Genomic DNA, 26,122 nt, shown 5'->3' on the forward strand with positions numbered 1-26,122 from the left:
ATGAAAAAACTTTATCTAAAATTGACATTAAAAATGCCCTCAAATACTACTATTTATTGGATGACAATAACCCATAAACCAAACAAACAGTCTTCTTTAACCTAGTAATTGTTGCAACTGTACAGTTAAAACCGTTACCACAGTTAGATCCGCTGTTGTCCCTGGATTAATTCCGGCTAACTTGAACTTAGTATCTATTATTTTCAAATAGCCTACTAATTGCTCAGGTTTTCCAGCTTCAGATAATTTATCATTAACCAAAGCCATTGTATCCATCACCATCCTAGTGTGGATATTGCCGTACTTTCGCTCAATATGACTATCAGGATATTTAGCCAACATTGCACTAAATACCGCCGCAGCAGACCAACCTGCATCACCCCATCGATTGAAGACTGAATTATACCTTAAAACTAAAAAATCAAAAACATCTTTATAATTTGTTGTGAACTGTAACGCTATTCTATCTTTTTCACTGGCTATTTGCATTGCTTGAGTTAGTGTTACATCAGGCTTTTCCGCTACGTCCTGCTGCTTTGACTCTCCTAAACCTCCAGGCGCTGCCAAAGCGATAGCACGAAAAACCCATTCCGCATCAGCCACTGTTGTATTCGCTAAAATTTCTGCAAGTTGGACTCTTAATTCATTGGCAGTATGTGCCTTTTGTGCAGCAATTAATAAAGGCGCACTTAATAAGATAATACCTAAATTAGTATTACAACCAACCGCGTCGCGCGTTGCTTTAACCGCATAATAAATACGCTCGCCTAAGCTATAGTCAATATTACTAATAGATGTGGCACTTTGCTCAGCACTAACGCGAAAATCCTCAACTGTCATATCATGACCATCAGCATAAACACTGACATTCCCAGGTTTAAATGCTTGCAGTTCAACTTCACATGCATATTGATAAGCGGCACTTAATTGTTGTTGACTCAGCATACCGCCTCAGCTCCTTGCCCTTCCAGTTGACAGTAATTAAGCAAATCATCGACTAAAATTTCAGCCACATTGACTTCGCAAACGCTCTCCAACCCTCTCCAGGCTGGAATACTGTTGACCTCAATGATTTTATAACCGCCCTCACGGGTACAAATAATATCCACACCGGCATAGTTCATCTGTAATGCCGCTGTTGCTTTTATTGCTAGTTCAGCCATGACATTATCTAATGGCAAAGCTTCACAAGATGCGCCGCGCGCAACATTATTTAACCAATGAATGCCACATCGACGCATCGCAGCGATAGCCTTACCGTTAACAACAAAAACACGCCAGTCAGAATAGCCTTCACCCGCACACGGTACAAAACGCTGTAAATAATAAACACCTTGACTATGCGCCAACCAAAATAAATCAGTCATTTTCTCAAGGCGGCGTATACCCTCACCTTGCGAACCAAAAATAGGTTTACTAATCAGCTGATACCCCTGACTTAATTCTCGCTCAGCAATCTCTAGTGCCTTTCCCCTATCCCTTAACACCCAAGTCTGCGGCGTAGGCAATTGCTGCTGCTGCAATAAAAAACTGGTCATGCCCTTATCAACACTACGCTCTATCGCATGCCCATCATTATAAACAGGGATACCCATTATTTTCAGCGCATGCAAAATATCCAGATAAAGCACTACTTCAGTCAACGAGCCACCTGGTACACCGCGCACAAAGACTGCATCTGGTAAAGCCGACTCAAAACCCGGAATATAAAGCGGCAAAGCCCCCTCTTCGACAATAATGCGACATTCAGTCAACGACACATACTCGGCCAGATAACCGCGAGCAGCAAAGGCTAGTCTTAATTGTTTACCGTGCCAGCCCGGATCATCGGTAAATATCGCTATTCGTCCCACTATATAGTTAAAACCTGTAAAATAGTAAATCAAACATTATACCGCTAATCAAAATTTGCCTCTTATAAGAGTTTACGGTTTTTATTAAATGGCATATTTTAATAACCTAGTATTCTAGTATACTATAGCCAAAATCAATTCGGTTCTAACATCATGACAGCATCTGAAAACGTACATTTACACGAAATCAATAAATTTGGCTCACAAGCAGAACGCTGGTGGGATAAAAATGGAGAGTTTAAAACTCTACATGACGTTAACCCACTGCGCATAAATTTTATCCAAAAATTTATCAATCCGCAAAATATGCGTATTGTTGATGTCGGCTGTGGCGGCGGCATATTAACTGAAGGCTTAGCTAAAAAAGGCGCTAATATGCTAGGCATTGATTTAAGTGAAGACTTAATTGATATTGCAGATTTGCATGGCTTAGAGTCAGGCGTAAAAACGCATTACCAAAAAATCAGCGCTGAAGCACTAGCAGAAGCAGAACCTGCCAGTTTTGATCATGTAGTCTGCATGGAAATGCTAGAACATGTGCCAGAACCTGGCTCCGTTGTTGCAGCATGTGCAAAAATGGTTAAGCCAGGTGGCTATGTTTTTTTCTCGACTTTAAACCGCAAGCCTAAAGCTTATTTATTAGCGATTGTTGCCGCTGAACATATTCTAAAAATGCTCCCTGCTGGCACGCACGACTATAAAACTTTCATCAAGCCCTCTGAACTCAGTCAATCAGCACGCGATGCAGGTTTAGAACTACAAGGCATGACCGGCATTCAATATAACCCTTTAACTAAGAACTTTAGCTTAAGTGATGATATTGACATTAATTATATAGCGGCTTTTAAACGCCCCGAATAATTCTATGAACAACTCGTTTAGTTTATCTTGCGTACTGTTTGATTTGGATGGCACCTTACTTAATACCGCGCCTGATTTAACTACCGCTCTAAACAAAGCGCTAGAGAACTTCCAATTTCCTAGCGTCTCTGCGGCTGCTATTACACCATATATTTCTTATGGTGCCGCAGTTATGATCGAACAGTCATTAGAACAAGCCTGCTCTGACAGCCTAAAAGCAGAAATTTTAGAGTGGCTACTAGACTATTACGAAGATCATATTGCAGATCACACTTATCTATACCCTGGTATCCCTGAGTTACTAGCTAACCTTGAAGAAAGAAACATCCCTTGGGGAGTCGTAACTAATAAGCGCGAACGCATGACTCACCCATTAATGAACACATTAAACCTAACCCAGCGTGCTGCCTCCATTATTTGTGGCGATACAACTGCACATAGTAAGCCACACCCCGAACCCATGCTAACAGCTTGCCAACAAATACAAGTCACTCCTGAAGAGTGCCTATATATTGGTGATGCCGCACACGATATCAGCGCTGGCAAAGCTGCGAATATGAAAACGCTGGCAGCAACCTACGGTTATTTAAGGCCTGATGATCAACCGCAAGACTGGGGGGCTGATGCTTTAGTACATCACCCTGATGACATTTCACACTGGATAAAAAATTACACCTATGCCTTTAACTAAGCAAACCATCCTTATTACAGGTGCAGGCGGTGGCTTAGGTAGCACCGCTGCACTTGCGCTTGCTCAACAAGGTGCAACGATTATTTTATTAGACAAAAGCATTCCTAAACTGGAAAAAGTTTATGATGCTATCATTGCTACAAATGCACCTACACCCATCATATATCCCTTTGATTTAGCCGGTGCTTCGGAAGTGCAATATCATGAGCTAGCCGCTACCATTGAAAATAAATATGGTCAGTTAGATGGCGTATTACATTCTGCTGCCGAATTAAACGCTTTTACCCCTCTGTCTATTCATGACACTTTCGCTTGGGGGCATACCATCAATGTTAATTTAAATGCGCCATTTTTATTAACGCAAGTGCTATTACCCCTACTACAAAAAGCTGAACACGCTTCCATTGTTTTCACTGGTGACTCCTTTACTCGTGAACCTAAGGCTTATTTAGGAGCCTACGGGGTTTCTAAAATCGCCCTAGATGGCTTTGCAAAGATTTTAGCGGAAGAGCTCGAAGATGCCGGAAAAATTAGAGTAAACACTTTAATTCCTGGCCCCGTTGATTCGCCATTACGCAAAAAATCCTTCCCTGCTGAAGATAAACATAAACTGCCCACTATGACTGAAATAATGCCTGCATATCTGTATTTGTTTAGTCATAAAAGTATCGGCACAACAGGGCAAACTATTGATGCTCGAACCTTTAAACTATAGAAAATACGACCATGTCTGAAAGAGAAACTATTACCTTAACGCGTGATGTAAACGTTGTACTTATTCCTGACGGAAACCATGGTACGCTCAGCAAAGGCAAAGAAGTAACCATTCACCAAGCATTAGGTAATAACTATACCGTTGTTACTGAACACGGTCATATGGTCAGAATTGCCAGCACCGATGCTGATGCCTTGGGTAAAGAAGTTCATGAACTACATACTTTAGTCTCTGAAAATAGTGCTGAAGCAGTAGAAAAAAACTGCTGGGAAGTCATGAAAACTGTTTATGACCCTGAAATACCCGTCAATATCGTTGATTTAGGACTGGTCTATAATTGCCAAGTCGAAAGTGTCGCTGAAGGTGAAAATGATGTCCATATTATGATGACTCTAACCGCGCCAGGCTGCGGCATGGGCCCTGTTATTCAAGGTGACGTAGAAAAAGCAATACGCGCATTACCCGGTGTTAAATCAGTGAATGTCGAAATTGTACTAGATCCACCTTGGTCACGCGAAATGATGTCCGAAACTGCACAGGTTCAATTAGGTCTTTTTTAACGCATAATAAAACTGTAGGGCGAGGCTTCAGCCCGCCTTTAACATTGCAGCTGAATATTGGTGGGCTGAAGCCTCGCCCTACAGGTTAAACTAGCACACAAGTTCCTTAGTTACTTACACTCATATTTCATACCGGAGCATCACTCATGAAACATCAGAAAAAAATACTATTAGCACTTAGCCTATTCTTATCTAGTACAGCTGTTAACATTATCTACAGCGCTGATTTAACACGCCAGCAAGTTGAACAATTATTAAACCAAGCTAGCCAAGATAAACCTGCAGATTTAAGGCGCAAAGATTTAAAAGGCATTGATTTATCCAATATGGATTTGCGCAAAGCTGATTTATGGGGCGCAGATTTACGCGGTGCCAACTTAAGCAAAAGTAATTTATCAGGCTTAGTTTTAGATTTAACCGTAATGACCGGCATCAATTTATCCGGCGCGGACTTAACAAAAGTCAGTATTTTTGGCGTTAGCATGATGCGCTCAGATTTAAGTAATACTAACTTTAGCGATAGCCGAGTTATCGCTAACTTAGATAATTCTAATATGACCAATGCCAACCTATCTAATGTTAGGTGGGGGGCTGATATGAAAAACCAACCTATGGGTCTAATGCGCGTTAATCTAAATAAAGTTAATTTAACTAATGCTAACTTACAAAACGCGGACTTAGGCCGTGCCAGCATGCGCTTTGCCAATTTAACAAATGCCAATTTAACAAATGCTAGTCTATTGTCAGCAGAATTAACGTCAGCGAACTTCACCAAAGCCAATCTTAGCAAAGTCGATTTCACTTCTGCTAAATTACGTGAAGCAATCTTTACCAATGCCATACTGAACGGCGCTATATTCAAAGCCGTACAAGGTCAAGAGAGCGCCCGCGACTTAAAAAACAACAAAACTAAAAGCGCAGCTAAGTTTGATTAAGCTCTAACTTATAGATAAACCACAATATCTCCTCCTGCCCTTCGATCAGTGACTTTTCTAACCCTAGCAACTCTTGGCAACAGAAAAATTATTGAATTTTAGCTTATTTAAAACTGCCATAAGCGATAGATTACCTTACCACTACTTTCCCCCACAAAAGTTTTAGATATAAAAGCCATATCTAAACACTGCTATAATTGGCCAAAAAATGATAATAAGGCAATAAAATGAAGCAATATTTTGGTTTTAGGTATTTCAGTAGCGATAAGACAACGGCAGGTAAGCCACACAAGCAATCTGGCAATGTATCCATTGCCGGCGAGTGTATCGTTTTCAATAGCAAACAACAACTTGAAGAATGGCTAAACCAAGAAAACCTCAGCACCCCTAGCGACTCAGGTGGCGGTAAACGGATAAAATCATCCAGAGCCGATTTACGTAATAAATGCTTAGGTTTAACCATGGCTAATTTTAACAGAATGCTACTACGTAACACCGTAACTGAAGATACGGAGCAACCATCAACAGCAGCAACCAATAAACCGGTTTAAGTCGGTCTTACCATAGCTGACTAAGGAAATTAAAACTCAATAACTTCTACTAGCCCTCTAAGGAGTAGCAGGGCTTTAGAGAGGGCGAAAATTTGTTCCGTGTTAAATGTATAGCCTGATATCCCCTTAAGTCAACCAAGCCAAACCCCATGACAAAAAAAATATCACTGACTAACAAAATCCTCATCGCTATGGCGACCGGCCTGCTATTAGGTAGTCTAATTAATTACTTTGCAGCAGATCAAGCCATTATTCAAAACTATTTTGTTAATGGCATCTTTCACGTTATTGGTTCTGCATTTATTAATGCATTAAAAATGCTGGTTGTCCCGCTAGTCACCTTTTCACTCATTTGTGGTGTCTGCGGCATAGGTGATATTAAGGCACTGGGCCGTGTAGGATTAAAGTCTTTTCTTTTATATCTACTAACAACAGGGCTAGCTATTACTCTCGCTTTAGTTGTAGCCATCACTTTGGCTCCAGGTAAAGATTTTATTCAGCAACAAACATCCAGCGAATTTATCACAAAACCAGCTCCAGCTTTAACCGATATTTTTATTAATCTAATCCCTAGCAATCCAGTAGCAGCCTTTGCTCAAGGTAATATGCTACAAATTATCTTCTTTGTTATTCTGTTTTCTATTGCCATGTTAATGACAGGCGAAATAGGCCGTCAACTTGCTGACACTGCAGAAAAACTAAATGAAGTGATGATGAAAGTAGTGACTTTGGTGATGGATTTTGCTCCAATTGGGGTGTTCTGCCTGATGGCAAAAACTTTTTCAGAACAAGGACTCGCACTTATTGTGCCAATGATAGGCTATTTTTCAGTTGTCATTCTCTGCTTGTTATTGCATGCGCTAGGCACCTTCTCGGTACTTTTAGCCTTTTTTGCTAAGCTGAACCCGCTCATTTTTTTCACAAAAATGCGCCCTGCTCATATTTTTGCTTTTAGCACAGCAAGCTCCAATGCAACCATTCCTGTCACTTTATACGCACTTGAAAAAAGAATAGGTGTCAACAATACGACTGCTGCTTTTACCGTCCCCTTAGGTGCAACCATTAATATGGATGGCACAGCCATTATGCAAGGCGTAGCTACTGTGTTTATTGCCAATGTCTATCAAATCGACCTTGATATCAGTCAATATCTCACTATTGTCGGTATGTCTATCTTAGCTTCTATAGGAACTGCTGGTGTTCCTGGGGTTGGTCTAATTATGCTAGCCATGGTTTTCAATCAAGTTGGCCTACCCGTTGAAGGCATTGGGCTAATCTTAGGCGTAGATCGCTTATTAGATATGATGCGCACCGTGGTTAATATTACTGGCGATGCAATGGTAACCTGTATCGTCGCACGCGGTGAAAACACTATTGATGATATTGTTTTTAATGACCCAGAAGCAGGATCTCTGCTTGATATTCATTTGCCACATAAAACGCCAGAATAACGGCACAAAATTGCCACAACCCAAAAACGGACTAACGCGTTATATTACCCCCGCTTAAAAACACACGCAACACACTGATTTAATTAAAAATTATAATAATGGCACATTAATCGCTTCATGCTTAATAACATAAAGACTCACGGCATGAGGAAAGATGATGACAGCAAAAATAGATAATCTAGCCATTATTAGTAATAATACTTTTGAAGCAACAAAAGCGTCTAATTTAAATCACTATGACATCAGCAGTGCGCTACAAACAACACTAGAATTCCATGAGTCAAATACCTCCGGCAAAGCCGGAGGCTTGAAAACCGTGAACCGCTCGAAGCGGGTTAATTCATTTACCACCTAAAGGTAGCGGTGCTTTAAAATAGATCCAGTTGCTCTATTCGCTTATCTTCATCTTCTTGATGCTTAATATAATTTCTCACGGTCTCCTCATCTCTACCCACGGTTGAAACATAATATCCTCTGGCCCAAAAACTCTGCCCCGTAAAATTCTTTCTTCGCCCCATATAAGTTCGAGCTATAGATATGGCGCTCTTTCCTTTAATAAACCCCACAACCTGTGACACCGAGTATTTTGGAGGGATCGATATTAGAATATGCACATGATCCGACATCAAATGTCCTTCTTCAATTTTACATTCTTTCTGACGGGCTAAATCCTTGAGAGTAGCACCCAGATACTGCCTCAAATCCTTATACAGGCTTTTCTTTCTATATTTGGGTATCCAGACTATATGATACTTACATTCCCATTTAGTATGATTTAAACTATTTTCTGTATTCATCGTTTGTTTCCTTATCTTTTGAACTTTCGGCGGTTCACAGATAGGGAGACTCACGATGATTCCCGTAATTGTCAAACTTTATGAGTCCCCCAGCAAAGCTGGGGGTTTACTTATTAGAAATAATTAGTGCATATTTTTAGCACTAAGATTCAAGAATTAGTGCCGCATAATGGTTTTATCTATACCAATACTGAATTTGACCTTAACATCCAAAAAGGCATTCAAACGAAAAATACATGTAGTTACGCACTAAAAGTTGAAGATCAAGACTTAGGCGAACTAACACTCATGCGTCATACTCGCTTTAGCAAACATGAAATTGATTTATTAGAAACCTTACTTTGCTGTCTAATTTATCCCTTAAGAAATGCGACTTTATTTAATGGCGCATTAAAAATGGCATTTACTGATGCATTAACTCAAACGAATAATAGAACAGCATTTAATGACTCACTAATACGGGAAATGACTTTAGCTGAGCGCCATGCCAACCACCTCTCTCTTATTTTTGTGGATCTTGACCACTTTAAAGCCATTAATGACACTTACGGGCATCACTGCGGTGATCAAGTATTAAAATCAGCAGCGCAGAGCATTAAAGATAGTATTCGCGGCTGTGATATAGCCTACCGTTACGGCGGTGAAGAGTTTGTCATATTACTTAGCGATACAGATTTAGAAGGGGCTAAGTTACTAGCTGAACGAATTCGTGAAAAAATCGCCAACCATACCCTAGCCTACGGAATGGAAGTGATAAAATTGACTGCTAGCTTAGGCGTTAGTAGCCTACGTGGTAATGATACGGTTGATAGCTTTGTACAAAGAGCTGACGATGCCATGTATCAAGCCAAAGAAATGGGTAGAAATAGAGTACAAGCTGCGGCATAAAAGCAAAACAAAACCCACAAAATACTATTATTTAGCAATATTATTGATTGAGAATAAGTATGACTCCCGCACCAACTCACTAACTTTCAGCTATTTTTTGATTAATTTCTTGCGCTAAAGCAAACTGCTTTTGCGTTGTCGCTCTATCCGGAAGCTGCCATTTAATAGGTGCTTTCCCGGCACTCTGCAAATACTCATTACTACGAGAGAAAGGTTTTTGCCCAAAAAAACCACGATATGCAGATAAAGGGCTTGGATGTGGCGCTTGCAGTACTAAATGTTTTGCACTATCAATAAAAGCACCTTTCTTCTGTGCATAGCCTCCCCACAAAATAAAAACAACATGCTCAGTTTGCGCATTTATTAACTCAATAATTTTATCTGTAAATCGCTCCCAACCCTGCCCTTGATGAGCAGCAGCACTATTTTTTTCGACACTCAAAACACTATTCAATAGCAACACGCCTTGCATAGCCCAACTAACCAAACAACCATGCTCTGCGCGATCAATTGCAAGGTCACTACTTAATTCTTTATAGATATTAACCAAGGAAGGCGGCAAAGCAATGCCGGGCGGCACAGAGAAGCAAAGCCCGTGCGCTTGACCTGGACCGTGATAGGGGTCTTGACCCAAAATAACAACTTTAACTTGATCGAAAGGTGTTAAATTCAATGCAGAAAAAATTTGCTTTGCTTGTGGATAAATTACCTTACCTAGCTGCTGTTCATGCCGTAAAAAACGACGCAAAGCACGCATGTACTCTTGATCAAACTCATCCAATAATACGGCTTTCCATGAACTTTCTATTTTTATTCGTTTGCTAATCTCTGTATCCATAAATGCGAACCTTAGCTACTACCAAGTAAATAATGATGTCATTTTTTCAAACTCATAAAAAAACCACTCAATCAAATAACTGATTGAGTGGTTTAGAAATGTATATTTTAAAATTTACAAGCTGGGTGAATAGATAAAGGCTGAATTAAACCTCTTTTTTATTTAAATCCTGCTCTTTATCCAATACCGGAATATCGTCGTCATCCTGACTCGTTTCCTGCTTAGAATCCGTTTTTATTTCAATATCTTCTGGCTCTTCTTCCGGCGGATCTATTTTCTCACCTTGCAAAAGTCGCTCAATTTGATGTTTATCAATTGTTTCCCAATCCATCAAAGCTTGCGCCATATTGTGTAAAACTTCGATATTATCTTTTAAAATCTCTTCCGCACGCTGATAGTTTTTATCAATAACACTGCGCACTTCATCATCAATTACCTGTGCCATTTGCTCTGACATTGGTTTCGCTTGAGCCCCCATATAGCCGCCTTCACTATCACCATAATCCATAGGTCCTAATTTATCAGACAAACCCCATCGAGTCACCATATTACGTGCCAGCTGCGTAGCACGCTCAATATCATTAGATGCGCCAGTGGTTACTTTATTTTTACCGTAAATCAATGCTTCAGCAATACGCCCACCGAACAATCCAGATATTTGGCTTTCTAATTTATCTTTACTGGCACTATAAGTGTCGCGCTCAGGTAAAAACATAGTGATCCCTAAAGCACCACCACGCGGCATAATACTCACCTTATAAACCGGATCATGCTCAGGCACATGACGGCCAACAATAGCATGCCCCGCCTCATGATAAGCCGTCATCAATAAATCCTCTTTACGCATTACCATCGAGCGCTTTTCAGCCCCCATTAGTAATTTATCCCGCGCACGATCTAAATCATCCATGGTCACTATACGCTTATTATTTCGAGCCGCTAACAATGCACCTTCATTAACCAAATTAGCTAATTCAGCTCCTGAAAAACCAGGCGTACCTCGCGCTAAATCTCTAATACTCACATCTTCTGCTTGAGGAACTTTTTGGATATGGACCTTCAAAATTTGCTCGCGACCTTTAATATCAGGCAAGCCAACATGAACTTCTCGGTCAAAGCGCCCAGGCCTTAATAAAGCTTTATCTAAAACATCTGAACGGTTAGTTGCGGCGATAACAATAATACCTTCATTACCACTAAAACCATCCATTTCCACCAATAACTGGTTTAAGGTTTGCTCACGTTCATCATTACCCCCTCCCCCAGTACCAGCCCCACCACGCTGGCGACCTACCGCATCAATCTCATCAATAAAGATAATACAAGGCGCTCGTTTTTTAGCCTGTTCAAACATATCACGCACACGTGACGCACCTACACCAACAAACATCTCTACAAAATCAGAACCTGAAATAGAGAAAAATGGCACATTAGCTTCACCGGCAATTGCCCGCGCTAATAAAGTTTTACCTGTTCCTGGAGGACCAACTAATAACACACCATGAGGAATCTTACCGCCAACAAATTCGTATTTAGAAGGGTCTTTTAGAAAATCAACAATTTCCATCACATCTTCTTTTGCCTCTTCTACACCTGCAACATCAGAAAAACCGACTTTAATTTGATCCTCTTCAAGTAGCTTAGCACGACTTTTTCCCATGCCCATTTGACCGCCGCCACCGCCTGCACCACCTTGCTGCTTGCGGAAAAAATAAACCCAAACAGCAATAAGCAGCAACATTGGCGCCCAAGAAATAAAAATTTGCGTCAGCATTGACTGCTTTTCAGGTGTTGCAACTTTAATCTTTACACCATATTGAATAAGGTCATCAATTAAATGGGTATCATCCGGATTATAAGTTATAAAGGGTTCACCATTAATTAACTTGCCTTTTACCTTTTCACCCTCAATGGTGACTTCAGATACCACCCCATTGCGGATATCCTCAATAAAATCAGAGTACAGAATTGTATAGTTCTGCTCATAGGTCGGTTGCATTCGTCCCATCATGCTAAAAAGTACACTACCAACCACTACGAACATAGCAATTCTTACTAAAATCTTCATCATATAATTTCTCTATTATTATCAAAAACCAGGAACTAAAACTCCTAATTTTTATTATTTTTTATTCTTTGTTTCTCTGTACCCCATGAGCTTTGTATAATGCTAAAATTAATTTATACAACCAAAGGAACTAAACTATGCCAATCTCATCAAATCTTGTTGAAGAAATTACCATTTTAACACGTTACAACCAAGCATCAACGCAAGCCGGTATTAAAGTACACGACACAGCACAACCAGAATCCATTGCTGCCGTTAAGCGTTTATTTGATAAAGGCTTAATCTCTCGAGATGATGGCGGCTATTTAACTGACTTAGGCATTGAAACTGCTGAGCATATACAAAGAGCCTTAACTATATTAACATCCAAATAAGCTTCTTTATTTATCAAAAAAAGTAAGGCTAATAAATTTTCAAAATTTTCCTTACTTGTTAGACTTTTCTAGCCCATGCAAACAGCTATAAAATACTTATAGCTGTTTAGGTTACCTAGTTCGTAGCCGTTGTTTTTTTATACTGAAAAGCCTCCTCCCCCACTCACTTTTAATCTTACCAACCTTCCCCTAAAGAGATAAGAATAAATACAGAGAATCCATATTTCAAATTCTCGCATAAAAACCAAACACTATATTAGCATACAATGAAATAGATACGTATCGTTTACTGCTATTAAAAACATACAACATAAGCTACTATTGAAATACTTAGAAGCGAAAATTTTGCTACTGTCTCTCACTCTAACAGGACACTAAAATGAGAAAATACCTCTTATCATTTATCGTTATAGTATTTATAACCAGCTGCTCTTCACTTACCCTAGATACTGATTACGATAAATCTATAGACTTTTCCAGCCTTAAAACTTACCGCTGGCATGCTCAAAATAAATACAATACTGCGAGCCAACAATATTTAAAAGTTAACAACTTAATGGATCAGCGCATTCGATCTACCATCAATCAGCAGTTAAAAACTCAAGGCTATATCTTAGAAAGCACAAAAAAGGTCGATTTTTTAGTCAATTACAGTGTTGTTATAGAAGATAAGACCGATATACATACCTATAATAATTACAATGGTTATTATCCAGGTTTTCGCTACGGTACAGGCTTTGGATATTACGGGCATAGTATGGGCATAGGATATAGCTCAGCATCTGATATACAAGTCATTTATTACCAACAGGGCACACTAATAATTGACATCATTAACCCAGAAACAGACCAATTAATGTGGCGAGGGGCTGCTGATGGCCGCTTACCTAAAAGTGCCAACAAAGCAGAAAAAGACAAGCTTATCCAACAATATGTGACAAAAATATTATCCGATTTTCCGCCCAAAAAATAATAGCGTTTTTGAGTGTCAAATTTGGCGGTACACAGCCATTGAGAGGCAGAAGTAATACGTCATGAGACGTAGTGTCTAGCCGAGCATCCTTCATTTTTCGCGGTTTACACTTTCTAAGTGGGAGCGGCTTTAGCCGCGATAGTGGCATGAACTATCGCGGCTAAAGCCGCTCCCACGAAACCTATTAAATAGTGCAAACTACTTTTGGCACTATATGAAAGCGATACTCAAAATTCATTCTACGAGTAGCCCGGCTTTTACCCAATCTGGGAAACCGCCGCGATAATAAAAGACTTTCGTCCAACCCCAAGCCACTGCTTTTTCGCTGGCTACTGCACTGCGCTGACACATGTCACCATTACAGTAAAACACCACTGGCTGATGCTTTTTCACAACTGCCGCTAAAGATTCTTCCGTTAAATCCAGTACCAAATCCAAATACACCGCCCATTGAATATGACTGGATTGGTAATCCGTAACTCGACGCACATCAATAAAAGTAACGCCTTGGTTCATCAAGGATTTTGCACGTTTAGTGCTTATTGTTACCGCGCCATCCACTTGTTCTGGAGCCGGTGATTTCGCCAACACACTTTCAGTAACAAATAAAAAACTGACCAACATAATTAAATAACGAATTTGCATAATAAACTCCTAATACGAATGATTTATGTTTACTTTTAACATATTTGACAGTATTTTTGTTAAAAATATCAAATAACTTTCAGGATTTTATAAATTTTTCGCAAAAAAAAAGCGGCTCACCTAAAAGGTGAGCCGCTCCTCTAAAAATACTTACTTATAAATTAAGCAGATTTCTTACGACGGCCCAAACCAAATGCCACTAAACCCATGCCTAATAGAGCCAAAGAAGTAGGTTCTGGAACAGTAGGAGGAACAAAAGCTTGACTACCAAAAGATGCAAATGAATCAAAAGTTGCATCAACAGCAATATTATTATGAATTAATAGATTTATGGTATTTACACTAGTTAGATCACCAAAAAGAGAATGTGCAAACACTATATCACCCACAGCATTTACAAACTGTGAAGAACTCACTCCATCAACTACTAAAGTTACATCTACCCCACCTTGATCTATAGTTAACAAACTAAGAACAAATGCATCATTAAATATTGAGGCTCCCGTTTCTGCGACAGTAAAATCAAATCCCCCAGCATTAGCATATGCACTTGTTGTATCTGACTGGAGAGCTGTAGGTGTACTGATTGATAAAATTCCTCCAAAAACATCTGTGCTAGCATGAGCTCGGGTGCCTATAGGATTCTCTACAATGCTTAGTACACGATCCAAAGAAAAGTCAGAGCTGGAACCTAATGTCGTTGTCTCAATGCCAGGTGCATTTATAGCGCCAGTTAGATCTGCAGAAAAATCATCAATTATAAATGCAGCCTGAGCATTTGATGCCATTACTAAAGCGCTAACCGCTAAAGTCAATCCTAAAATATGTTTGTTCATTTTGTTATACTCCAAATTAAAGTTTAAAGTCATCACGGAACATTCCGTAGTGGAGTGCCCCCAATCGACTCTATAATAGATATCTGAAGCTTTCAGATGCTACTTCGCAGAATATGAGGCAAATAATGCAAAATACAAAAGAAATAAGTAACAGAATATTTATGTAAAAAAAACTGACACCCTTTTTCTTTGTTTTTGCCGGTGTATTTTACGTACCCTTAGTGCCTTTAACTGTCATTTGCTGCCATAAAACTGTCATTTTCTGTCACCTCATACAGCCCCTTATTACTACGCCCCCCCCTCAAATACTCCTCTTATAAAAATACAACTACTGAAGTTCTTTCAATACTATTAGATACTTAACATGTAAGATTATAACTTATCATTATTAATAGAATGCCGTATTTTAGCCCGTCTTTATAGCGGAAAATAGCAAGCTAAAGCACGGCACTCTAATAAACTACCTTCAACTTAATAGCTCAAATGCCATTGGGTAGTGCGTCATTACATAAAATCACCCAATTACTAAAATCTCAACCTGCCTATATCGCTTACGGGATACAGGGAAATTAAGGTAATAACTTAGTCTCCAACGCTGCTATAGGTATATAATTGTCAGGTTTCACCACGTTGTACCATGATTTTTTAAAAAAACACCGGTCATCAGAACGACTTCGTCCTTAATGACTGTAAAAATACTTGACAATAAAGAAGGGGATTTCACAGTTACAGTGCTTTTGCTTTAACACAATGGCTTATATCTTATTTTAATTGCATAACTAAGTAGCTTAATAAGCATATTGAACTATCATTAACTGTGACGACACACTTGATTTTTATACTGGCTTAGATAAATATCATCACTACCCAGAAAATACATTTTGTTTTGATGCACTCCTTATTACTGATATTTTTTTTTATACCTCAGCTACTCTATGCTCAACAAAACATACCTGTCGCAGCAGGCGAGAATTCTAAGCAACTCAGCATGGAAGTCAGGGTATTACGTGACCAAGCAGGTGATAAAACACTAGCTAATGTGCTAGCCTTAAAAAACGACTTTAACTTAGTAAAACTCCCCTTTAATCGAGGCCACACCCGGGATGCTTATTGGTTTTGCATTACTGTTCAAGGTATAAAAGATATTCAAAAAAACTGGTTATTATCAGTCACGCCTGCCACCTTGAATAATTTACGTTTGTATACCCCTAATGACAATGGCGGTTTTACTCTACATCAATCAGGCAATCAGGTGGCAGCAGCATTGCGCCCAATAGATAAACAATTCGGAGCCTTTACCTTTCCAATCACATTAACGGATGTCACTTCGACCACCTTTTATCTTCGACTACAAACACAATCCACTTTCACACTGAACCTTTCAATAGCTACAGCAGCAAACCTTGCGCAAACTAATAGCCAGAATAAATTACTGCTTGGACTTATATTAGGTATTTTACTAGTTATCTTATTCCTGACTCTAGTAATGTGGAATAAGAAACACCATTTGATCTATATCGTACTCATCAGTTATATCATTGGCTGGAGCATGTCTCTCTCTGCAATCGATGGCATGATCACTGATTACTTATTTCCTTATCATCCTGAAATTGCTATGCTAATGTCGCCTCTTGGAGGCGGTATCATGGCATTCTGTTTTGCTGCTTTCAGCATCCTATTTTTTGATACTCCGCGCTATTTTCCACGCCTAACGTTTATTTTTTATGGCGTAATGGCTTTCACAGTATTAGCGGCACTAAGCATGCCTTTTGGCCAGTTTATTACTGTTGCACCTATTGCAATGTTAGCTACCCTTTTATCTTTACCTGCTCAGCTGTATATCAGTTGGGTAAGAGCCTACCGTGAACAGTTAGGAGATAAAGCTATTTTTTATGGCTCTTTATTAAACTTAATATTTTCTATGCTTTTGCTGCTGTTTATATTAGGCTTAATTTCCATTAATATCATGCAATTATTAGTTGCTCAAATGAGCGTGCTCGCAATATTCCTTTTTTTTGGACTATACCAACGCTTTCATAAACTCGAGCTAACCCAAGAGGAAGCTAATATCCGTAGTGAAATTGCCGAAAAATTAATCACTATAGAAAAACAGCACCACAAAGAATCATCGACCTTTTTCACCCTTGTTGTTCATGAAATAAAAACGCCACTAGCCGTTATAGATAGCACCATACAGACCTTACAAGCATACCCTACCCTGTCTAAGGAACTCGTGTCTGAACATCACCATAGAATTCGTCAATCTATCGCACATCTCAATAATTTATTGGAAAATACACTCTCTAGTGACTATGATAATCAACTGCTACTTACCCATAGCGAACAATTTTTACTTGCCCCCTTTGTTAAGAAAACTATTCATACCTTATCAACCAATAGCAATTGTGAGTTCGAAGTAGCTCATGATCACCGCTGTATTGCTGATCGAAGATTACTTAATTTAGCTTTAAGTAATCTTTTTGTAAATGCAGAAAAATATAAAACAGCAAATACACTCGTCACTTTACAAGCTAGCAAGAACATGCAGCATGGAAAAGATGGCACACTATTCACTATTAGCAATAACTACACCTCCCTAGTAAAACCCGATACAACAAAATGGTTCACTAAATATTACCGAGAAAATAATCAAACCAATATTGATGGCTTAGGTTTAGGGCTGTATTTGGTACAACAAGTCGCTCAAGCTCATGCAGGCACTCTTAATTGTTCCGTAACGCCCACATCTCATGCCAATCAATGGTCAATTTCAATCCACTTATGGCTACCAAGCAACAACGTGAAGGACGACAAGAAATGACTCGAATCTATATTGTAGAAGATAATGCAGATTTATTAGAAAATGGTATCTTATGTTTAAAAGCTCAAGGATTTGACTGTTATGGTGCGTCTGATGCTCAAAGCCTAAATACCTTAATCTCAGAGCAACTTCCAGACTTAGTGGTCTTAGACTGGATGTTACCTGATGAGTCCGGCCTAGATATCGCGCAAAAGTTACGCAATAACGATCAAACAAATAAAATTGGCATTATCTTCCTGACGGCTCGTAGCAATATTACTGATCGTATCGCAGGCCTAGAATTTGCCGATGCATACCATATAAAACCGATTGATTACCAGGAGCTGGGAGCCATTATTAATAGTATTAATCGTAGGTCAGCAACTATTAGCCCAGATAAAACGGCTAAATCTACGTGGCAATTACACAGTACAACCTTAGCCCTACACTCCCCAGCAGGTGAAGTGCTGAGTTTATCTCACCGTGAATTTATATTATTACGTGAACTTGCACAAAGCTCTAATGCTCCTGTCTCTGCAAAACAGATTATTGAAGCTTGGGGGGAAAGCTGGCTCCACTATGAAAAAAACCGCCTTGAATTATCACTATCTCGACTACGAAGAAAAATTAAAAATATAAGTGATGACTCACTAAACCCTGTTCGCGCCATACGAAATCAAGGCTATCACCTGATGATACCGATCCAAGTTCACGATTAAGCAATGCACACAGTCTACAGCTTTAGGCTAAACAGCATGGTCAGCCCTTTAAGGAGCAGTACTTTGTATTTTTACTTTTTCAATTTAGTTAAAGCCTACAAATCACCCCAAGCCTTCTCTAGCCTTTTAGCCGAAATGGGATAAGGTGTTCTTAACTGCTGAGCAAAGAGTGACACTCGAAACTCTTCAAGCATCCAGCGAAAGGCCTCACTATCAGGGTTAACAATTTCATTTTTCTGCCGCTTTTCGGTACGCTGCCAAAACCATTGCTGAAATTTTGCTATTTCTTGCATTTTTTGCTGGTCTTTAGCTGGCTGCTGTAACATTGTTTGTAAGCGTGCTTCTAGGGCTTTTAAATAGCGCGGATAATGCCTCAAATGTTCATAAGCGCTCTTGGTTAAAAAACCCTGATAAAACAAACGGGCTAATTGTAACTGCACATCCTGTACCGACTTATCTTGCTGAGGCATGCGATCCACTTGCTGTTTAAGCTTGGCATAATGCGCTAATGCACTGACTACGCAGTCGCCAATTTTAGTCGACATAGTCATTAGTTCCGACTTGTTATCTTTTAAGCACTGCTCAAATTGTTGTTCACTACGAATGGTGCGGCCACTGACAAACACGGATTTAATAATTAAGCTGAGCATATCTTCTTTATAATTGCGGCTTAAAATATCCTTAGTTAATTCAGGATGCTGCACGAGCCGATTGTAAGCTAATTCCGCTTCTGGCGAGAATGGCAGGTTCTTTAAAATATATTTGGCCTCCTTTCTTAACTGTATCTGAAATAAACGTGCTAAGCCTGCTTCATGTTGTAAGGCCGCCTTTTCTGGTGTATCTAAAATACGCACACCAACCGTCTCACCTTCATCAATAATTGCCGGATAACCGACAAAATCTTGCCCATCCTGTTCAAATTGATAAACTTCAGGTAAGTCATCAAACGCCCATTTAATACAACCCGTGTAGTTAAGCTCATCTTCAGCGAGTTGATTAAAGCTATCCCCTGCTTTTTCTGTGTATTTTTGCTGTAAAGCTTTTAAATCACGGCTATTATCTAAGTGCTTACCTTGTTCATCAACCACTCGGAAATTCATGCGTAGATGGTCGGTTAGTACCTCTTTATTCCATGCTGTTAAAGGAATCGCTTCGCCCGTCAATTTACGCAAGCGCATAGCAATCCACTCATATAAAGAGCCTGTGCCATCTGGTTCAACTTCAAGGCAGCGCTCAACCATAGCAGGTACAGGAACAAAATGTTTACGTAGTTGTTTAGGCAAACCTTTAATTAAAGCAGTCATTTTTTCACTCAGTAAACCTGGAACTAGCCATTCAAATGGCTGCTCTGTGAGTTGGTTAATCTGGTGTACTGGAATAATGACCGTTACTCCATCTTCTTCGTGCCCTGGCTCAAACCGATATTGTAAAGGCAGTGTTAAACGCCCCACTTTTTTCTCATCAGGGTACTCCCAAGAGCTAATATGTCCTTCATCTTGACGGGTTAAATCTTCTTTGGTTAAAAACAGTAACTTTGGCTGTTTGCGCTCTGCTTTTTTACGCCACTGATCAAAAGTAATACCATTAACCACTTCTTCAGGTAATTTTTTATCATAGAAATCATATAACCATTCTTCATCTTCGATTAAATCAACACGGCGACCTTTATGCTGAATATAGCCCACTTCTTCTAATAAAGTTTCATTCGCTTTAAAGAAGGGCGCGCGTGTATGGTAATCATGCTCAACTAGCGCATGACGAATAAAAAATTGACGTGCCGCTTTTGGATCGACATGCTCATAAGGAATCTTGCGCCGACTTTGTAAAGTTAAACCAAATAATAGCGTGCGTTCATAAATAGCACTGCGCGCAGATTTTTTCTCCCAATGCGGATCAAAATGATTTTTCTTAATCAAATGCCCTGCACAACGCTCAATCCATTCCGGTTCAATTTTAGCGACACAACGGCCATAAACCTTACTGGTTTCCACCTGTTCCGCTGCCATAATCCATTTAGGGCGTAATTTATGCTGCCCCGCTCCTGGGAAAATATAAAATTTTAGGTTACGTGCACCTAAATACTCATATTGCTCATGTTTAAATCCGATATTGGATAATAATCCAGGCAATAAGGCTTGATGTATCGCTTCATAAGAAGCCTCAGTGCTATTAACCTTAAGTTTTAACTCGCCTTTAATCACTTGTAAGATTTGCGTATGTACATCTTGCCATTCTTTTAGGCGAATATAAGATAAGAAGTTCTGTTTACACCATTTGCGCAGTTGGTTATTAGATAAATGTTTTTTGCGCTCGCCAAAGGTATTCCAGATTTTTAAATAACTCATAAAATCAGAATCAACACCGACAAATTCAACATGCTTAGCATCGGCTTGTTGCATTTTATCGGCTGGCTTTTCGCGCGGATCTTGAATACTTAGCCCAGAAACAATAATAGCAATTTCATTTAAACAAGACATTTCATTGGCTGCAATTAGCATTCGCGCTAATTTTGGATCGACGGGTAGTTTGGATAATTGCTGTCCTATAGGCGTTAGTTTTCCTGACTTATCCAGCGCATTAACTTCTTGCAACGTTGTTAAACCATCGCGAATCATTTTATCTTCAGGTGGCTCAACAAAAGGAAAATCACGTATATCACCCAATTTTAATGATGACATTTGCAAAATAACGGAGGCTAAACTAGTACGTTTAATTTCTGGCTCAGTAAATTCAGGACGACTTAGATAATCTTCTTTAGAATACAAGCGGATACAAATACCATCGGCAACTCGACCGCAACGCCCTGCTCTTTGGTTGGCGCTCGCTTGGGAAACTTTTTCAATCGGCAAACGCTGAATTTTACTGCGATGACTATAACGACTAATCCGTGCATGACCAACATCAATAACACTACGAATACCTGGGACAGTTAAAGAAGTTTCCGCCACATTGGTCGCTAAAACAATGCGCCGCTTGCCACCTTTAGGTTTAAACACGCGCTCTTGTTCACTGACACTAAGTTTAGAATACAGCGGTAACACGTCAAATCGACCATTATTATGCTTGCGTATAGATTCATCGGTTTCCCGAATATCGCGTTCACCACTAAGAAAAATTAATATATCGCCACTAATATCTCGGTATAACTCATCTACTGCATCTAAAATGGCCTGCTGTACATCCTTAGTGGTTTCATCTTCTTCCTCCTCTTGCTCTATAGGACGATAACGCATTTCCACAGGAAAAGTACGCCCTGAAACATTAATAATCGGGGCATCAAAAAAATGCGTCGAAAACCGTTCAGGATCAATCGTCGCAGAAGTAATAATCAGTTTTAAGTCAGGGCGGCGTGGTAGCAACCAGCGCATATACCCCAAAAGAAAATCAATATTTAAACTACGCTCGTGTGCCTCATCAATAATAATCGTGTCATATTGATTTAAATAAGGGTCATTTTGTGATTCAGCGAGTAAAATTCCATCCGTCATCAGTTTAACTAACGATGTTTCTCGCGTTTGGTCGTGAAACCGAACTTTATAACCAACCGCTTGCCCTAAAGGCTGTTTTAATTCTTCGGCAATACGATCGGCCACGGTTCTTGCGGCAATACGTCGCGGCTGCGTATGGCCAATCAAACCTGCCGCACCACGACCAATAGATAAACATATCTTAGGTAATTGCGTGGTCTTTCCTGAACCCGTTTCACCGCAAATAATCACTACCTGATTTTTCTGGATTAATTCTGCTATTGCTTCTTTTTTACCGGTAACGGGTAGGTCTGGGTATTCTATACTCGGAAAGCTTTGTAAACGTGCATGACGCTTTTCAATAGATTGCTTTAGCTTTAGCTCTAACGCGAGTAGCTTTTCTTTAATGTCTTTACCTTTCCTTAATTCACTACGTAAACGATCTAATTGCCGTTTAATCGGCTGACGATCTTTATTAAGTGTTTTAGGTAAGTTTTTAGAAATTTGTTGGATTAATTCTTGAGAAGACATAGGGGATTTTGTGTAATACGTCGTGGGAGGGGTTTTAGATGCGACTTGTATGAAATCGCGGCTAAACCCCCCTCCCACAAAAACTCGTTTAACTTAATTGCAGTGAAGTTCCTGCTTGGGAACACATGTAGCAACAGCTCAGCTGCGACTTTAAGTAAGGGGCATGCACGAAATAACTTGAGCACAATAGGAAGCAGTCGTTAGTCTGCCCTTTAAAATGCAGGCTGAAGGCCTGCACCCCAGATGACAGTGTATAAATTATTTCATGCGCGTTCCTAAGCAGAAATTACTAGCCATGCATACCTAAACGAAGTTTAGGTATGAGAAGATGGATAATGAAATTTTATAATTTAGTGGTAAAAACTACCGACCTCGACCTCTTGGCGGGCCAGGTTTTCTTTTAGTTCTTGCAAACGGATCTTGCTTTTCGTGATTACGCCTATCAGGTGCGCCTTTTGACTTACTTTGTGGCGCATGAGTAACTTTTGATTTACTCGTCCTTACTTTGTTCGGTGGTATTTTAGGGCTGGTACTATTAAACCGCTCTAGTGGTAATTTAACAAAAGTTAATAAATCATCTAATTCTTTTGCATTAAGCTCATAGCACTGCCCAGCACCTAAACCGTCTGGCAAAAAAATAGGCCCATAACGCACTCGCATTAAACGACTTACTTGAAACTCTAAAGCTTCCCATAAACGGCGTACCAAGCGATTACGCCCTTCAGTAACGGTTACGTGATACCAGCTATTTGCGCCCTCTCCACCATTAAACTGAATATCATCAAATTTAGCGATACCATCTTCCAGCTCAATGCCTTTTTTTAATTGGGCAATATTGTCTGCCGTTACTTCACCTAAAATACGCACGGCATACTCACGATCAATCTCTGAAGAGGGATGCATTAAACGGTTAGCTAACTCACCATTATTAGTCACTAATAATAAACCTTGGGTATTAATATCTAAGCGACCTACCGCAATCCAGCGACCTTTTAGAATTTTAGGCAATTGACTAAAAACCACTTTACGCCCTTGAGGATCATTGCGCGTCACCACCTCACCCGTAGGTTTATGATAAATCAGTACACGAGTCGGCTGCACACCAAAAACTTCCCACTTTAAATGTCGGCCATTTAATTGTAATTTATCACCTGCTTTCAGATGGTCGCCTAACTGAACTTTATTGCCATTGATAAGCAAGCGGCCTTCAGTAATCCAGCGTTCGACTTCACGACGCGAACCGACACCACCGCGCGCTAAAACTTTCTGAATTCTCTCTCCTGCGGCATCTGCCTCTTTTTTAGGCTTAGTTGGTACAACAAGGTCTTGAGTGGTATTTTTAGCATTCTCCTCATCTGTTTGATAAGGCTTTATATTAATAACGGGGGCTTGTGTTTTCACGTATTTTATCTTTTTCTGGATTTGTGTAAATCAGCTATCTGTAGCTAATAATTTAATGTGTAGGATGGACTTCAGTCCGTCATGCCACGAAAGGTGGACGAAAGTCACGCCCTGCCTATATTTATCTATTTACCTGGCGAATTACCCCAGAGTATTTTATGTAATTGTAATTGAAAGCGTACTGGTAATTGATCACGTAAAATCCATTCAGCCAATTCTGTCGGATCTTGCTCACCCATACTCGGAGAAAATAAAACCTCGCACTGTCTATCTAACTGATATTCATCTAACTTTTCTTTAGACCATACATAATCTTGCGCATTACAAATGACAAACTTTAACTGATCTTTAGCATCGAGATGAGGCAAGTTAGTATAGAGGTTGCGCGCCTCTTCAGCCGAAGCTGGCGTTTTCAAATCCACCACTTTAACAACTCGCGAATCAACTTGAGAGATATCAAGCGCACCACTGGTTTCTAAAGATACAATATACTCTTTATCCGCTAATTGCTTAAGTAATTCTAAACAAGCTGGCTGCGCTAAAGGTTCACCGCCTGTTACCGTAATATATTGCGTTTTATATTGTGCAACTTGCGCCATAATATTAGCGATACTGGTCATTTCACCGCCAGAAAAAGCATAACTGGTATCACAATATTGACACCGTAAAGGGCAACCGGTTAGGCGAATAAAAACAGTAGGTCTACCCACTGATTTAGACTCACCTTGTAGTGAATAAAAAATTTCACTAATGCGTAAATCATCATGTCTCACTAAACTTACTGCCTCATACTCTGTAATTTTTTCTCTGCCATATGTGCGGATGTACTGCTAGGGTAATCAGTACTAATTCGTGTATACAATTGCTTTGCTTGTGCGGTATTATTTTCTGCTAAATAAATATCAGCCAACTTTAACATAGCGGTTGCGGCCTTTTCACTTTTTGGAAATTGAGTAAAAACAGCTGCAAAATTCTTCTTAGCCGCAGCCTTATCCTTAACAACAGAATAGACAGAAGCTAACCAAAAAGTGGCATTATCCGTATATTTTCCTGCTGGATAATCTTGTAAAAATGCCTTAAATAATTTGATCGCTTGCTGATAGTGGCTATTTTTTACACTGGCAAACGCTTTATCAAAATCTGCTTTTTCAGTGGCTGTTGTTTTGACTTTAGGCTTAGGTTTAGCCGCCTCAATTGCCGCCTTTCTTTGCGCCGCCGGAATAGCCAAGTTTCCTTGAGTTGAGCGCTGAGAGTTAGTTGTTGTTGCACTTCGTCCCATTTCTATGCGCTGTAAGCGAGCATCTATATCAGCATAAATATTGTTCTGCCGTTGCTTTAAATGCGTAATTTCATAATTTTGTTGTTCCACCAAACCGCGTAACTCCTGCAACTCAGTTTGCAGGCGCTCGACACAGCCTAACATTTCTAACATAGGTTGATTGGATGTTGCTCGACTAGAATAAGCAGCACCGCTGGCATAAGTTGAATTATTAATAATAGGTGGTAAAGGTCTCGTTTCGGCCTGCACGATGCCTACTGCGGATAAAACCAAGATTAAAGATAATTTTTTCATTATTTATACACTATTTCAACGCGGCGATTAAGCGCAAAAGACTCATCAGTATGCCCTGAGGCAGCTGGTTTTTCTTCACCATAACTCACAATATCTATCTGGCTCGTCATAACACCAATCAGTTGCAGTATTTTAAAGACAGATTTAGCGCGTTGCTCACCTAAAGCAATATTATACTCACGCGTACCGCGTTCATCTGAATGCCCTTCTAAAGTAATACGTTGATTCGGGTTAGCCATTAAATAATTGGCGTGCGCCTCTAGTATCGGTACAAATTCATTTTTCACTTGGCTACTATCATATTCAAAATAAATAGTACGTGTAGACAAAGGACTGTTTGGATCAGAAAACTCAGGACTTTGCATAAGCGCATCAATACCTTCACTAATCTGATTATCTACACCAAGTTCCGTTACCTGTAGACCATCAGCATTATAAGTATTGCTATCAACGCCCGAAGAATCATTAAGAGAGTTCATCACATTCTGTGCAGCATTATCTTCCTCACTTAAAGAATCTTTATTAAATAGGCTACAACCTGATAATAATGTTGTGATAAAAAAAGCGACTATAACTGTTTTAAGTTTCATATTTC

At 39.6% G+C, this 26,122-nt stretch carries 25 protein-coding genes; 13 read left to right on the top strand and 12 right to left on the bottom strand.

Annotation, left to right across the window (positions count from 1 at the left end; translation table 11 throughout):
• Positions 1 to 96: 96 nt before the first annotated feature.
• Together BQ7314_RS09020 and BQ7314_RS09025 are read right to left on the bottom strand one after the other, a co-directional pair.
• Positions 97 to 945: a triphosphoribosyl-dephospho-CoA synthase gene (locus tag BQ7314_RS09020; protein WP_174483373.1), complete on the bottom strand. Its 849-nt coding sequence runs from the start codon at positions 943 to 945 to the stop codon at positions 97 to 99.
• A complete protein-coding gene (locus BQ7314_RS09025; protein ID WP_174483452.1) occupies positions 939 to 1,853 on the bottom strand; it encodes an ATP-grasp domain-containing protein in 915 nt (304 codons plus the stop codon). Before BQ7314_RS09025 ends, BQ7314_RS09020 begins: the two co-directional genes overlap by 7 nt.
• Positions 1,854 to 2,006: 153 nt before the next feature.
• Between BQ7314_RS09025 and ubiG the strand changes: the two genes are divergently transcribed.
• The 8 genes from ubiG (at position 2,007) to BQ7314_RS15820 (ending at position 7,972) form a co-directional block, all read left to right on the top strand.
• Positions 2,007 to 2,714, top strand: coding sequence for a bifunctional 2-polyprenyl-6-hydroxyphenol methylase/3-demethylubiquinol 3-O-methyltransferase UbiG (gene ubiG, locus BQ7314_RS09030; RefSeq protein WP_174483374.1), 708 nt, complete (start codon positions 2,007 to 2,009; stop codon positions 2,712 to 2,714).
• Positions 2,715 to 2,718: 4 nt separating this feature from the next.
• Positions 2,719 to 3,405, top strand: a complete 687-nt coding sequence (locus BQ7314_RS09035) for an HAD family hydrolase (protein WP_174483375.1) — start codon at positions 2,719 to 2,721, stop codon at positions 3,403 to 3,405.
• The gene (locus BQ7314_RS09040; protein WP_174483376.1) at positions 3,392 to 4,120 is read left to right on the top strand and encodes an SDR family NAD(P)-dependent oxidoreductase; all 729 of its coding nucleotides are present in this window, start codon (positions 3,392 to 3,394) and stop codon (positions 4,118 to 4,120) included. Before BQ7314_RS09035 ends, BQ7314_RS09040 begins: the two co-directional genes overlap by 14 nt.
• A gap of 11 nt (positions 4,121 to 4,131) precedes the next feature.
• Positions 4,132 to 4,680 carry a putative Fe-S cluster assembly protein SufT gene (gene sufT, locus BQ7314_RS09045; protein ID WP_174483377.1) on the top strand — a complete coding sequence of 183 codons (549 nt, stop codon included), beginning with the start codon at positions 4,132 to 4,134 and terminating at the stop codon, positions 4,678 to 4,680.
• Between the two features lie 146 nt (positions 4,681 to 4,826).
• The gene (locus BQ7314_RS09050; protein ID WP_174483378.1) at positions 4,827 to 5,615 is read left to right on the top strand and encodes a pentapeptide repeat-containing protein; all 789 of its coding nucleotides are present in this window, start codon (positions 4,827 to 4,829) and stop codon (positions 5,613 to 5,615) included.
• A gap of 227 nt (positions 5,616 to 5,842) precedes the next feature.
• A complete protein-coding gene (locus tag BQ7314_RS09055; protein WP_174483379.1) occupies positions 5,843 to 6,166 on the top strand; it encodes a hypothetical protein in 324 nt (107 codons plus the stop codon).
• A gap of 149 nt (positions 6,167 to 6,315) precedes the next feature.
• Positions 6,316 to 7,617 (top strand): dicarboxylate/amino acid:cation symporter, encoded by a 1,302-nt coding sequence (locus BQ7314_RS09060; protein WP_174483380.1) that lies wholly within the window; start codon positions 6,316 to 6,318, stop codon positions 7,615 to 7,617.
• Positions 7,618 to 7,774: 157 nt separating this feature from the next.
• Complete coding sequence (locus BQ7314_RS15820; protein WP_245394957.1) at positions 7,775 to 7,972, top strand: hypothetical protein; 198 nt, start codon at positions 7,775 to 7,777, stop codon at positions 7,970 to 7,972.
• A 13-nt stretch (positions 7,973 to 7,985) separates the two neighbouring features.
• Here the strand turns inward: BQ7314_RS15820 and tnpA are convergent, their stop codons facing one another.
• Positions 7,986 to 8,414 carry an IS200/IS605 family transposase gene (tnpA, locus tag BQ7314_RS09070; protein WP_174482603.1) on the bottom strand — a complete coding sequence of 143 codons (429 nt, stop codon included), beginning with the start codon at positions 8,412 to 8,414 and terminating at the stop codon, positions 7,986 to 7,988.
• A 126-nt stretch (positions 8,415 to 8,540) separates the two neighbouring features.
• Here tnpA and BQ7314_RS09075 point away from each other — a divergent pair, with 126 nt between their 5' ends.
• On the top strand, positions 8,541 to 9,302 hold the full coding sequence (locus BQ7314_RS09075; protein WP_174483381.1) for a GGDEF domain-containing protein: 762 nt from the start codon (positions 8,541 to 8,543) through the stop codon (positions 9,300 to 9,302).
• A 79-nt stretch (positions 9,303 to 9,381) separates the two neighbouring features.
• On the opposite strand, the gene ung is transcribed toward BQ7314_RS09075, so the two are convergent.
• Together ung and ftsH are read right to left on the bottom strand one after the other, a co-directional pair.
• On the bottom strand, positions 9,382 to 10,140 hold the full coding sequence (ung, locus tag BQ7314_RS09080; RefSeq protein ID WP_174483382.1) for a uracil-DNA glycosylase: 759 nt from the start codon (positions 10,138 to 10,140) through the stop codon (positions 9,382 to 9,384).
• Between the two features lie 145 nt (positions 10,141 to 10,285).
• Complete coding sequence (ftsH, locus tag BQ7314_RS09085) at positions 10,286 to 12,211, bottom strand: ATP-dependent zinc metalloprotease FtsH (protein ID WP_174483383.1); 1,926 nt, start codon at positions 12,209 to 12,211, stop codon at positions 10,286 to 10,288.
• Between the two features lie 134 nt (positions 12,212 to 12,345).
• Between ftsH and BQ7314_RS09090 the strand changes: the two genes are divergently transcribed.
• Together BQ7314_RS09090 and BQ7314_RS09095 are read left to right on the top strand one after the other, a co-directional pair.
• A complete protein-coding gene (locus tag BQ7314_RS09090; protein ID WP_090717828.1) occupies positions 12,346 to 12,582 on the top strand; it encodes a TIGR02647 family protein in 237 nt (78 codons plus the stop codon).
• Positions 12,583 to 12,961: 379 nt separating this feature from the next.
• Complete coding sequence (locus tag BQ7314_RS09095) at positions 12,962 to 13,555, top strand: DUF4136 domain-containing protein (RefSeq protein ID WP_174483384.1); 594 nt, start codon at positions 12,962 to 12,964, stop codon at positions 13,553 to 13,555.
• Positions 13,556 to 13,789: 234 nt separating this feature from the next.
• Here BQ7314_RS09095 and BQ7314_RS09100 read toward each other — a convergent pair whose 3' ends face one another.
• Together BQ7314_RS09100 and BQ7314_RS09105 are read right to left on the bottom strand one after the other, a co-directional pair.
• Entirely contained in the window at positions 13,790 to 14,200 is a 411-nt protein-coding gene (locus BQ7314_RS09100; protein WP_174483385.1) for a rhodanese-like domain-containing protein, read from the bottom strand.
• Positions 14,201 to 14,361: 161 nt separating this feature from the next.
• Positions 14,362 to 15,036 carry a PEP-CTERM sorting domain-containing protein gene (locus tag BQ7314_RS09105; RefSeq protein ID WP_174483386.1) on the bottom strand — a complete coding sequence of 225 codons (675 nt, stop codon included), beginning with the start codon at positions 15,034 to 15,036 and terminating at the stop codon, positions 14,362 to 14,364.
• Positions 15,037 to 15,925: 889 nt separating this feature from the next.
• Here BQ7314_RS09105 and BQ7314_RS09110 point away from each other — a divergent pair.
• Both BQ7314_RS09110 and BQ7314_RS09115 read left to right on the top strand, forming a co-directional pair.
• Positions 15,926 to 17,857, top strand: coding sequence for a sensor histidine kinase (locus BQ7314_RS09110; RefSeq protein WP_174483387.1), 1,932 nt, complete (start codon positions 15,926 to 15,928; stop codon positions 17,855 to 17,857).
• Complete coding sequence (locus BQ7314_RS09115; protein WP_174483388.1) at positions 17,818 to 18,555, top strand: response regulator transcription factor; 738 nt, start codon at positions 17,818 to 17,820, stop codon at positions 18,553 to 18,555. The genes BQ7314_RS09110 and BQ7314_RS09115 overlap by 40 nt, the downstream gene beginning before the upstream one ends.
• Before the next feature lie 95 nt (positions 18,556 to 18,650).
• Here the strand turns inward: BQ7314_RS09115 and hrpA are convergent, their stop codons facing one another.
• The 5 genes from hrpA to pal all read right to left on the bottom strand — a co-directional run bounded on the left by hrpA (position 18,651) and on the right by pal (position 26,117).
• Entirely contained in the window at positions 18,651 to 22,553 is a 3,903-nt protein-coding gene (gene hrpA / locus BQ7314_RS09120) for an ATP-dependent RNA helicase HrpA (RefSeq protein ID WP_174483389.1), read from the bottom strand.
• Between the two features lie 363 nt (positions 22,554 to 22,916).
• A complete protein-coding gene (rluB, locus tag BQ7314_RS09125) occupies positions 22,917 to 23,825 on the bottom strand; it encodes a 23S rRNA pseudouridine(2605) synthase RluB (protein WP_245394962.1) in 909 nt (302 codons plus the stop codon).
• A gap of 254 nt (positions 23,826 to 24,079) precedes the next feature.
• Positions 24,080 to 24,727: a 7-carboxy-7-deazaguanine synthase QueE gene (gene queE, locus BQ7314_RS09130; protein ID WP_174483390.1), complete on the bottom strand. Its 648-nt coding sequence runs from the start codon at positions 24,725 to 24,727 to the stop codon at positions 24,080 to 24,082.
• Between the two features lie 5 nt (positions 24,728 to 24,732).
• Positions 24,733 to 25,527: a tol-pal system protein YbgF gene (gene ybgF / locus BQ7314_RS09135; protein ID WP_174483391.1), complete on the bottom strand. Its 795-nt coding sequence runs from the start codon at positions 25,525 to 25,527 to the stop codon at positions 24,733 to 24,735.
• Positions 25,527 to 26,117, bottom strand: a complete 591-nt coding sequence (gene pal / locus BQ7314_RS09140; protein ID WP_174483392.1) for a peptidoglycan-associated lipoprotein Pal — start codon at positions 26,115 to 26,117, stop codon at positions 25,527 to 25,529. The genes ybgF and pal overlap by 1 nt, the downstream gene beginning before the upstream one ends.
• Positions 26,118 to 26,122 lie beyond the last annotated feature (5 nt).

Source organism: methanotrophic endosymbiont of Bathymodiolus puteoserpentis (Logatchev) (assembly GCF_900128525.1).
In the GTDB taxonomy this organism is placed as follows: Bacteria; Pseudomonadota; Gammaproteobacteria; order Methylococcales; family Methylomonadaceae; genus Methyloprofundus.

Excerpts from the sequence above, each read along its gene's own strand:
- hrpA (WP_174483389.1), bottom strand. The coding sequence starts at position 22,553 with ATGTCTTCTCAAGAATTAATCCAACAAATTTCTAAAAACTTACCTAAA.
- BQ7314_RS09095 (WP_174483384.1), top strand. The coding sequence starts at position 12,962 with ATGAGAAAATACCTCTTATCATTTATCGTTATAGTATTTATAACCAGC.
- BQ7314_RS09115 (WP_174483388.1), top strand. The coding sequence starts at position 17,818 with ATGGCTACCAAGCAACAACGTGAAGGACGACAAGAAATGACTCGAATC.
- BQ7314_RS09090 (WP_090717828.1), top strand. The coding sequence starts at position 12,346 with ATGCCAATCTCATCAAATCTTGTTGAAGAAATTACCATTTTAACACGT.
- BQ7314_RS09020 (WP_174483373.1), bottom strand. The coding sequence starts at position 945 with ATGCTGAGTCAACAACAATTAAGTGCCGCTTATCAATATGCATGTGAA.
- ung (WP_174483382.1), bottom strand. The coding sequence starts at position 10,140 with ATGGATACAGAGATTAGCAAACGAATAAAAATAGAAAGTTCATGGAAA.
- ftsH (WP_174483383.1), bottom strand. The coding sequence starts at position 12,211 with ATGATGAAGATTTTAGTAAGAATTGCTATGTTCGTAGTGGTTGGTAGT.
- BQ7314_RS09110 (WP_174483387.1), top strand. The coding sequence starts at position 15,926 with ATGCACTCCTTATTACTGATATTTTTTTTTATACCTCAGCTACTCTAT.
- BQ7314_RS09050 (WP_174483378.1), top strand. The coding sequence starts at position 4,827 with ATGAAACATCAGAAAAAAATACTATTAGCACTTAGCCTATTCTTATCT.
- BQ7314_RS09060 (WP_174483380.1), top strand. The coding sequence starts at position 6,316 with ATGACAAAAAAAATATCACTGACTAACAAAATCCTCATCGCTATGGCG.
- BQ7314_RS15820 (WP_245394957.1), top strand. The coding sequence starts at position 7,775 with ATGACAGCAAAAATAGATAATCTAGCCATTATTAGTAATAATACTTTT.
- sufT (WP_174483377.1), top strand. The coding sequence starts at position 4,132 with ATGTCTGAAAGAGAAACTATTACCTTAACGCGTGATGTAAACGTTGTA.
- BQ7314_RS09100 (WP_174483385.1), bottom strand. The coding sequence starts at position 14,200 with ATGCAAATTCGTTATTTAATTATGTTGGTCAGTTTTTTATTTGTTACT.
- ubiG (WP_174483374.1), top strand. The coding sequence starts at position 2,007 with ATGACAGCATCTGAAAACGTACATTTACACGAAATCAATAAATTTGGC.
- BQ7314_RS09040 (WP_174483376.1), top strand. The coding sequence starts at position 3,392 with ATGCCTTTAACTAAGCAAACCATCCTTATTACAGGTGCAGGCGGTGGC.
- ybgF (WP_174483391.1), bottom strand. The coding sequence starts at position 25,527 with ATGAAAAAATTATCTTTAATCTTGGTTTTATCCGCAGTAGGCATCGTG.
- pal (WP_174483392.1), bottom strand. The coding sequence starts at position 26,117 with ATGAAACTTAAAACAGTTATAGTCGCTTTTTTTATCACAACATTATTA.
- BQ7314_RS09105 (WP_174483386.1), bottom strand. The coding sequence starts at position 15,036 with ATGAACAAACATATTTTAGGATTGACTTTAGCGGTTAGCGCTTTAGTA.
- BQ7314_RS09055 (WP_174483379.1), top strand. The coding sequence starts at position 5,843 with ATGAAGCAATATTTTGGTTTTAGGTATTTCAGTAGCGATAAGACAACG.
- tnpA (WP_174482603.1), bottom strand. The coding sequence starts at position 8,414 with ATGAATACAGAAAATAGTTTAAATCATACTAAATGGGAATGTAAGTAT.
- BQ7314_RS09035 (WP_174483375.1), top strand. The coding sequence starts at position 2,719 with ATGAACAACTCGTTTAGTTTATCTTGCGTACTGTTTGATTTGGATGGC.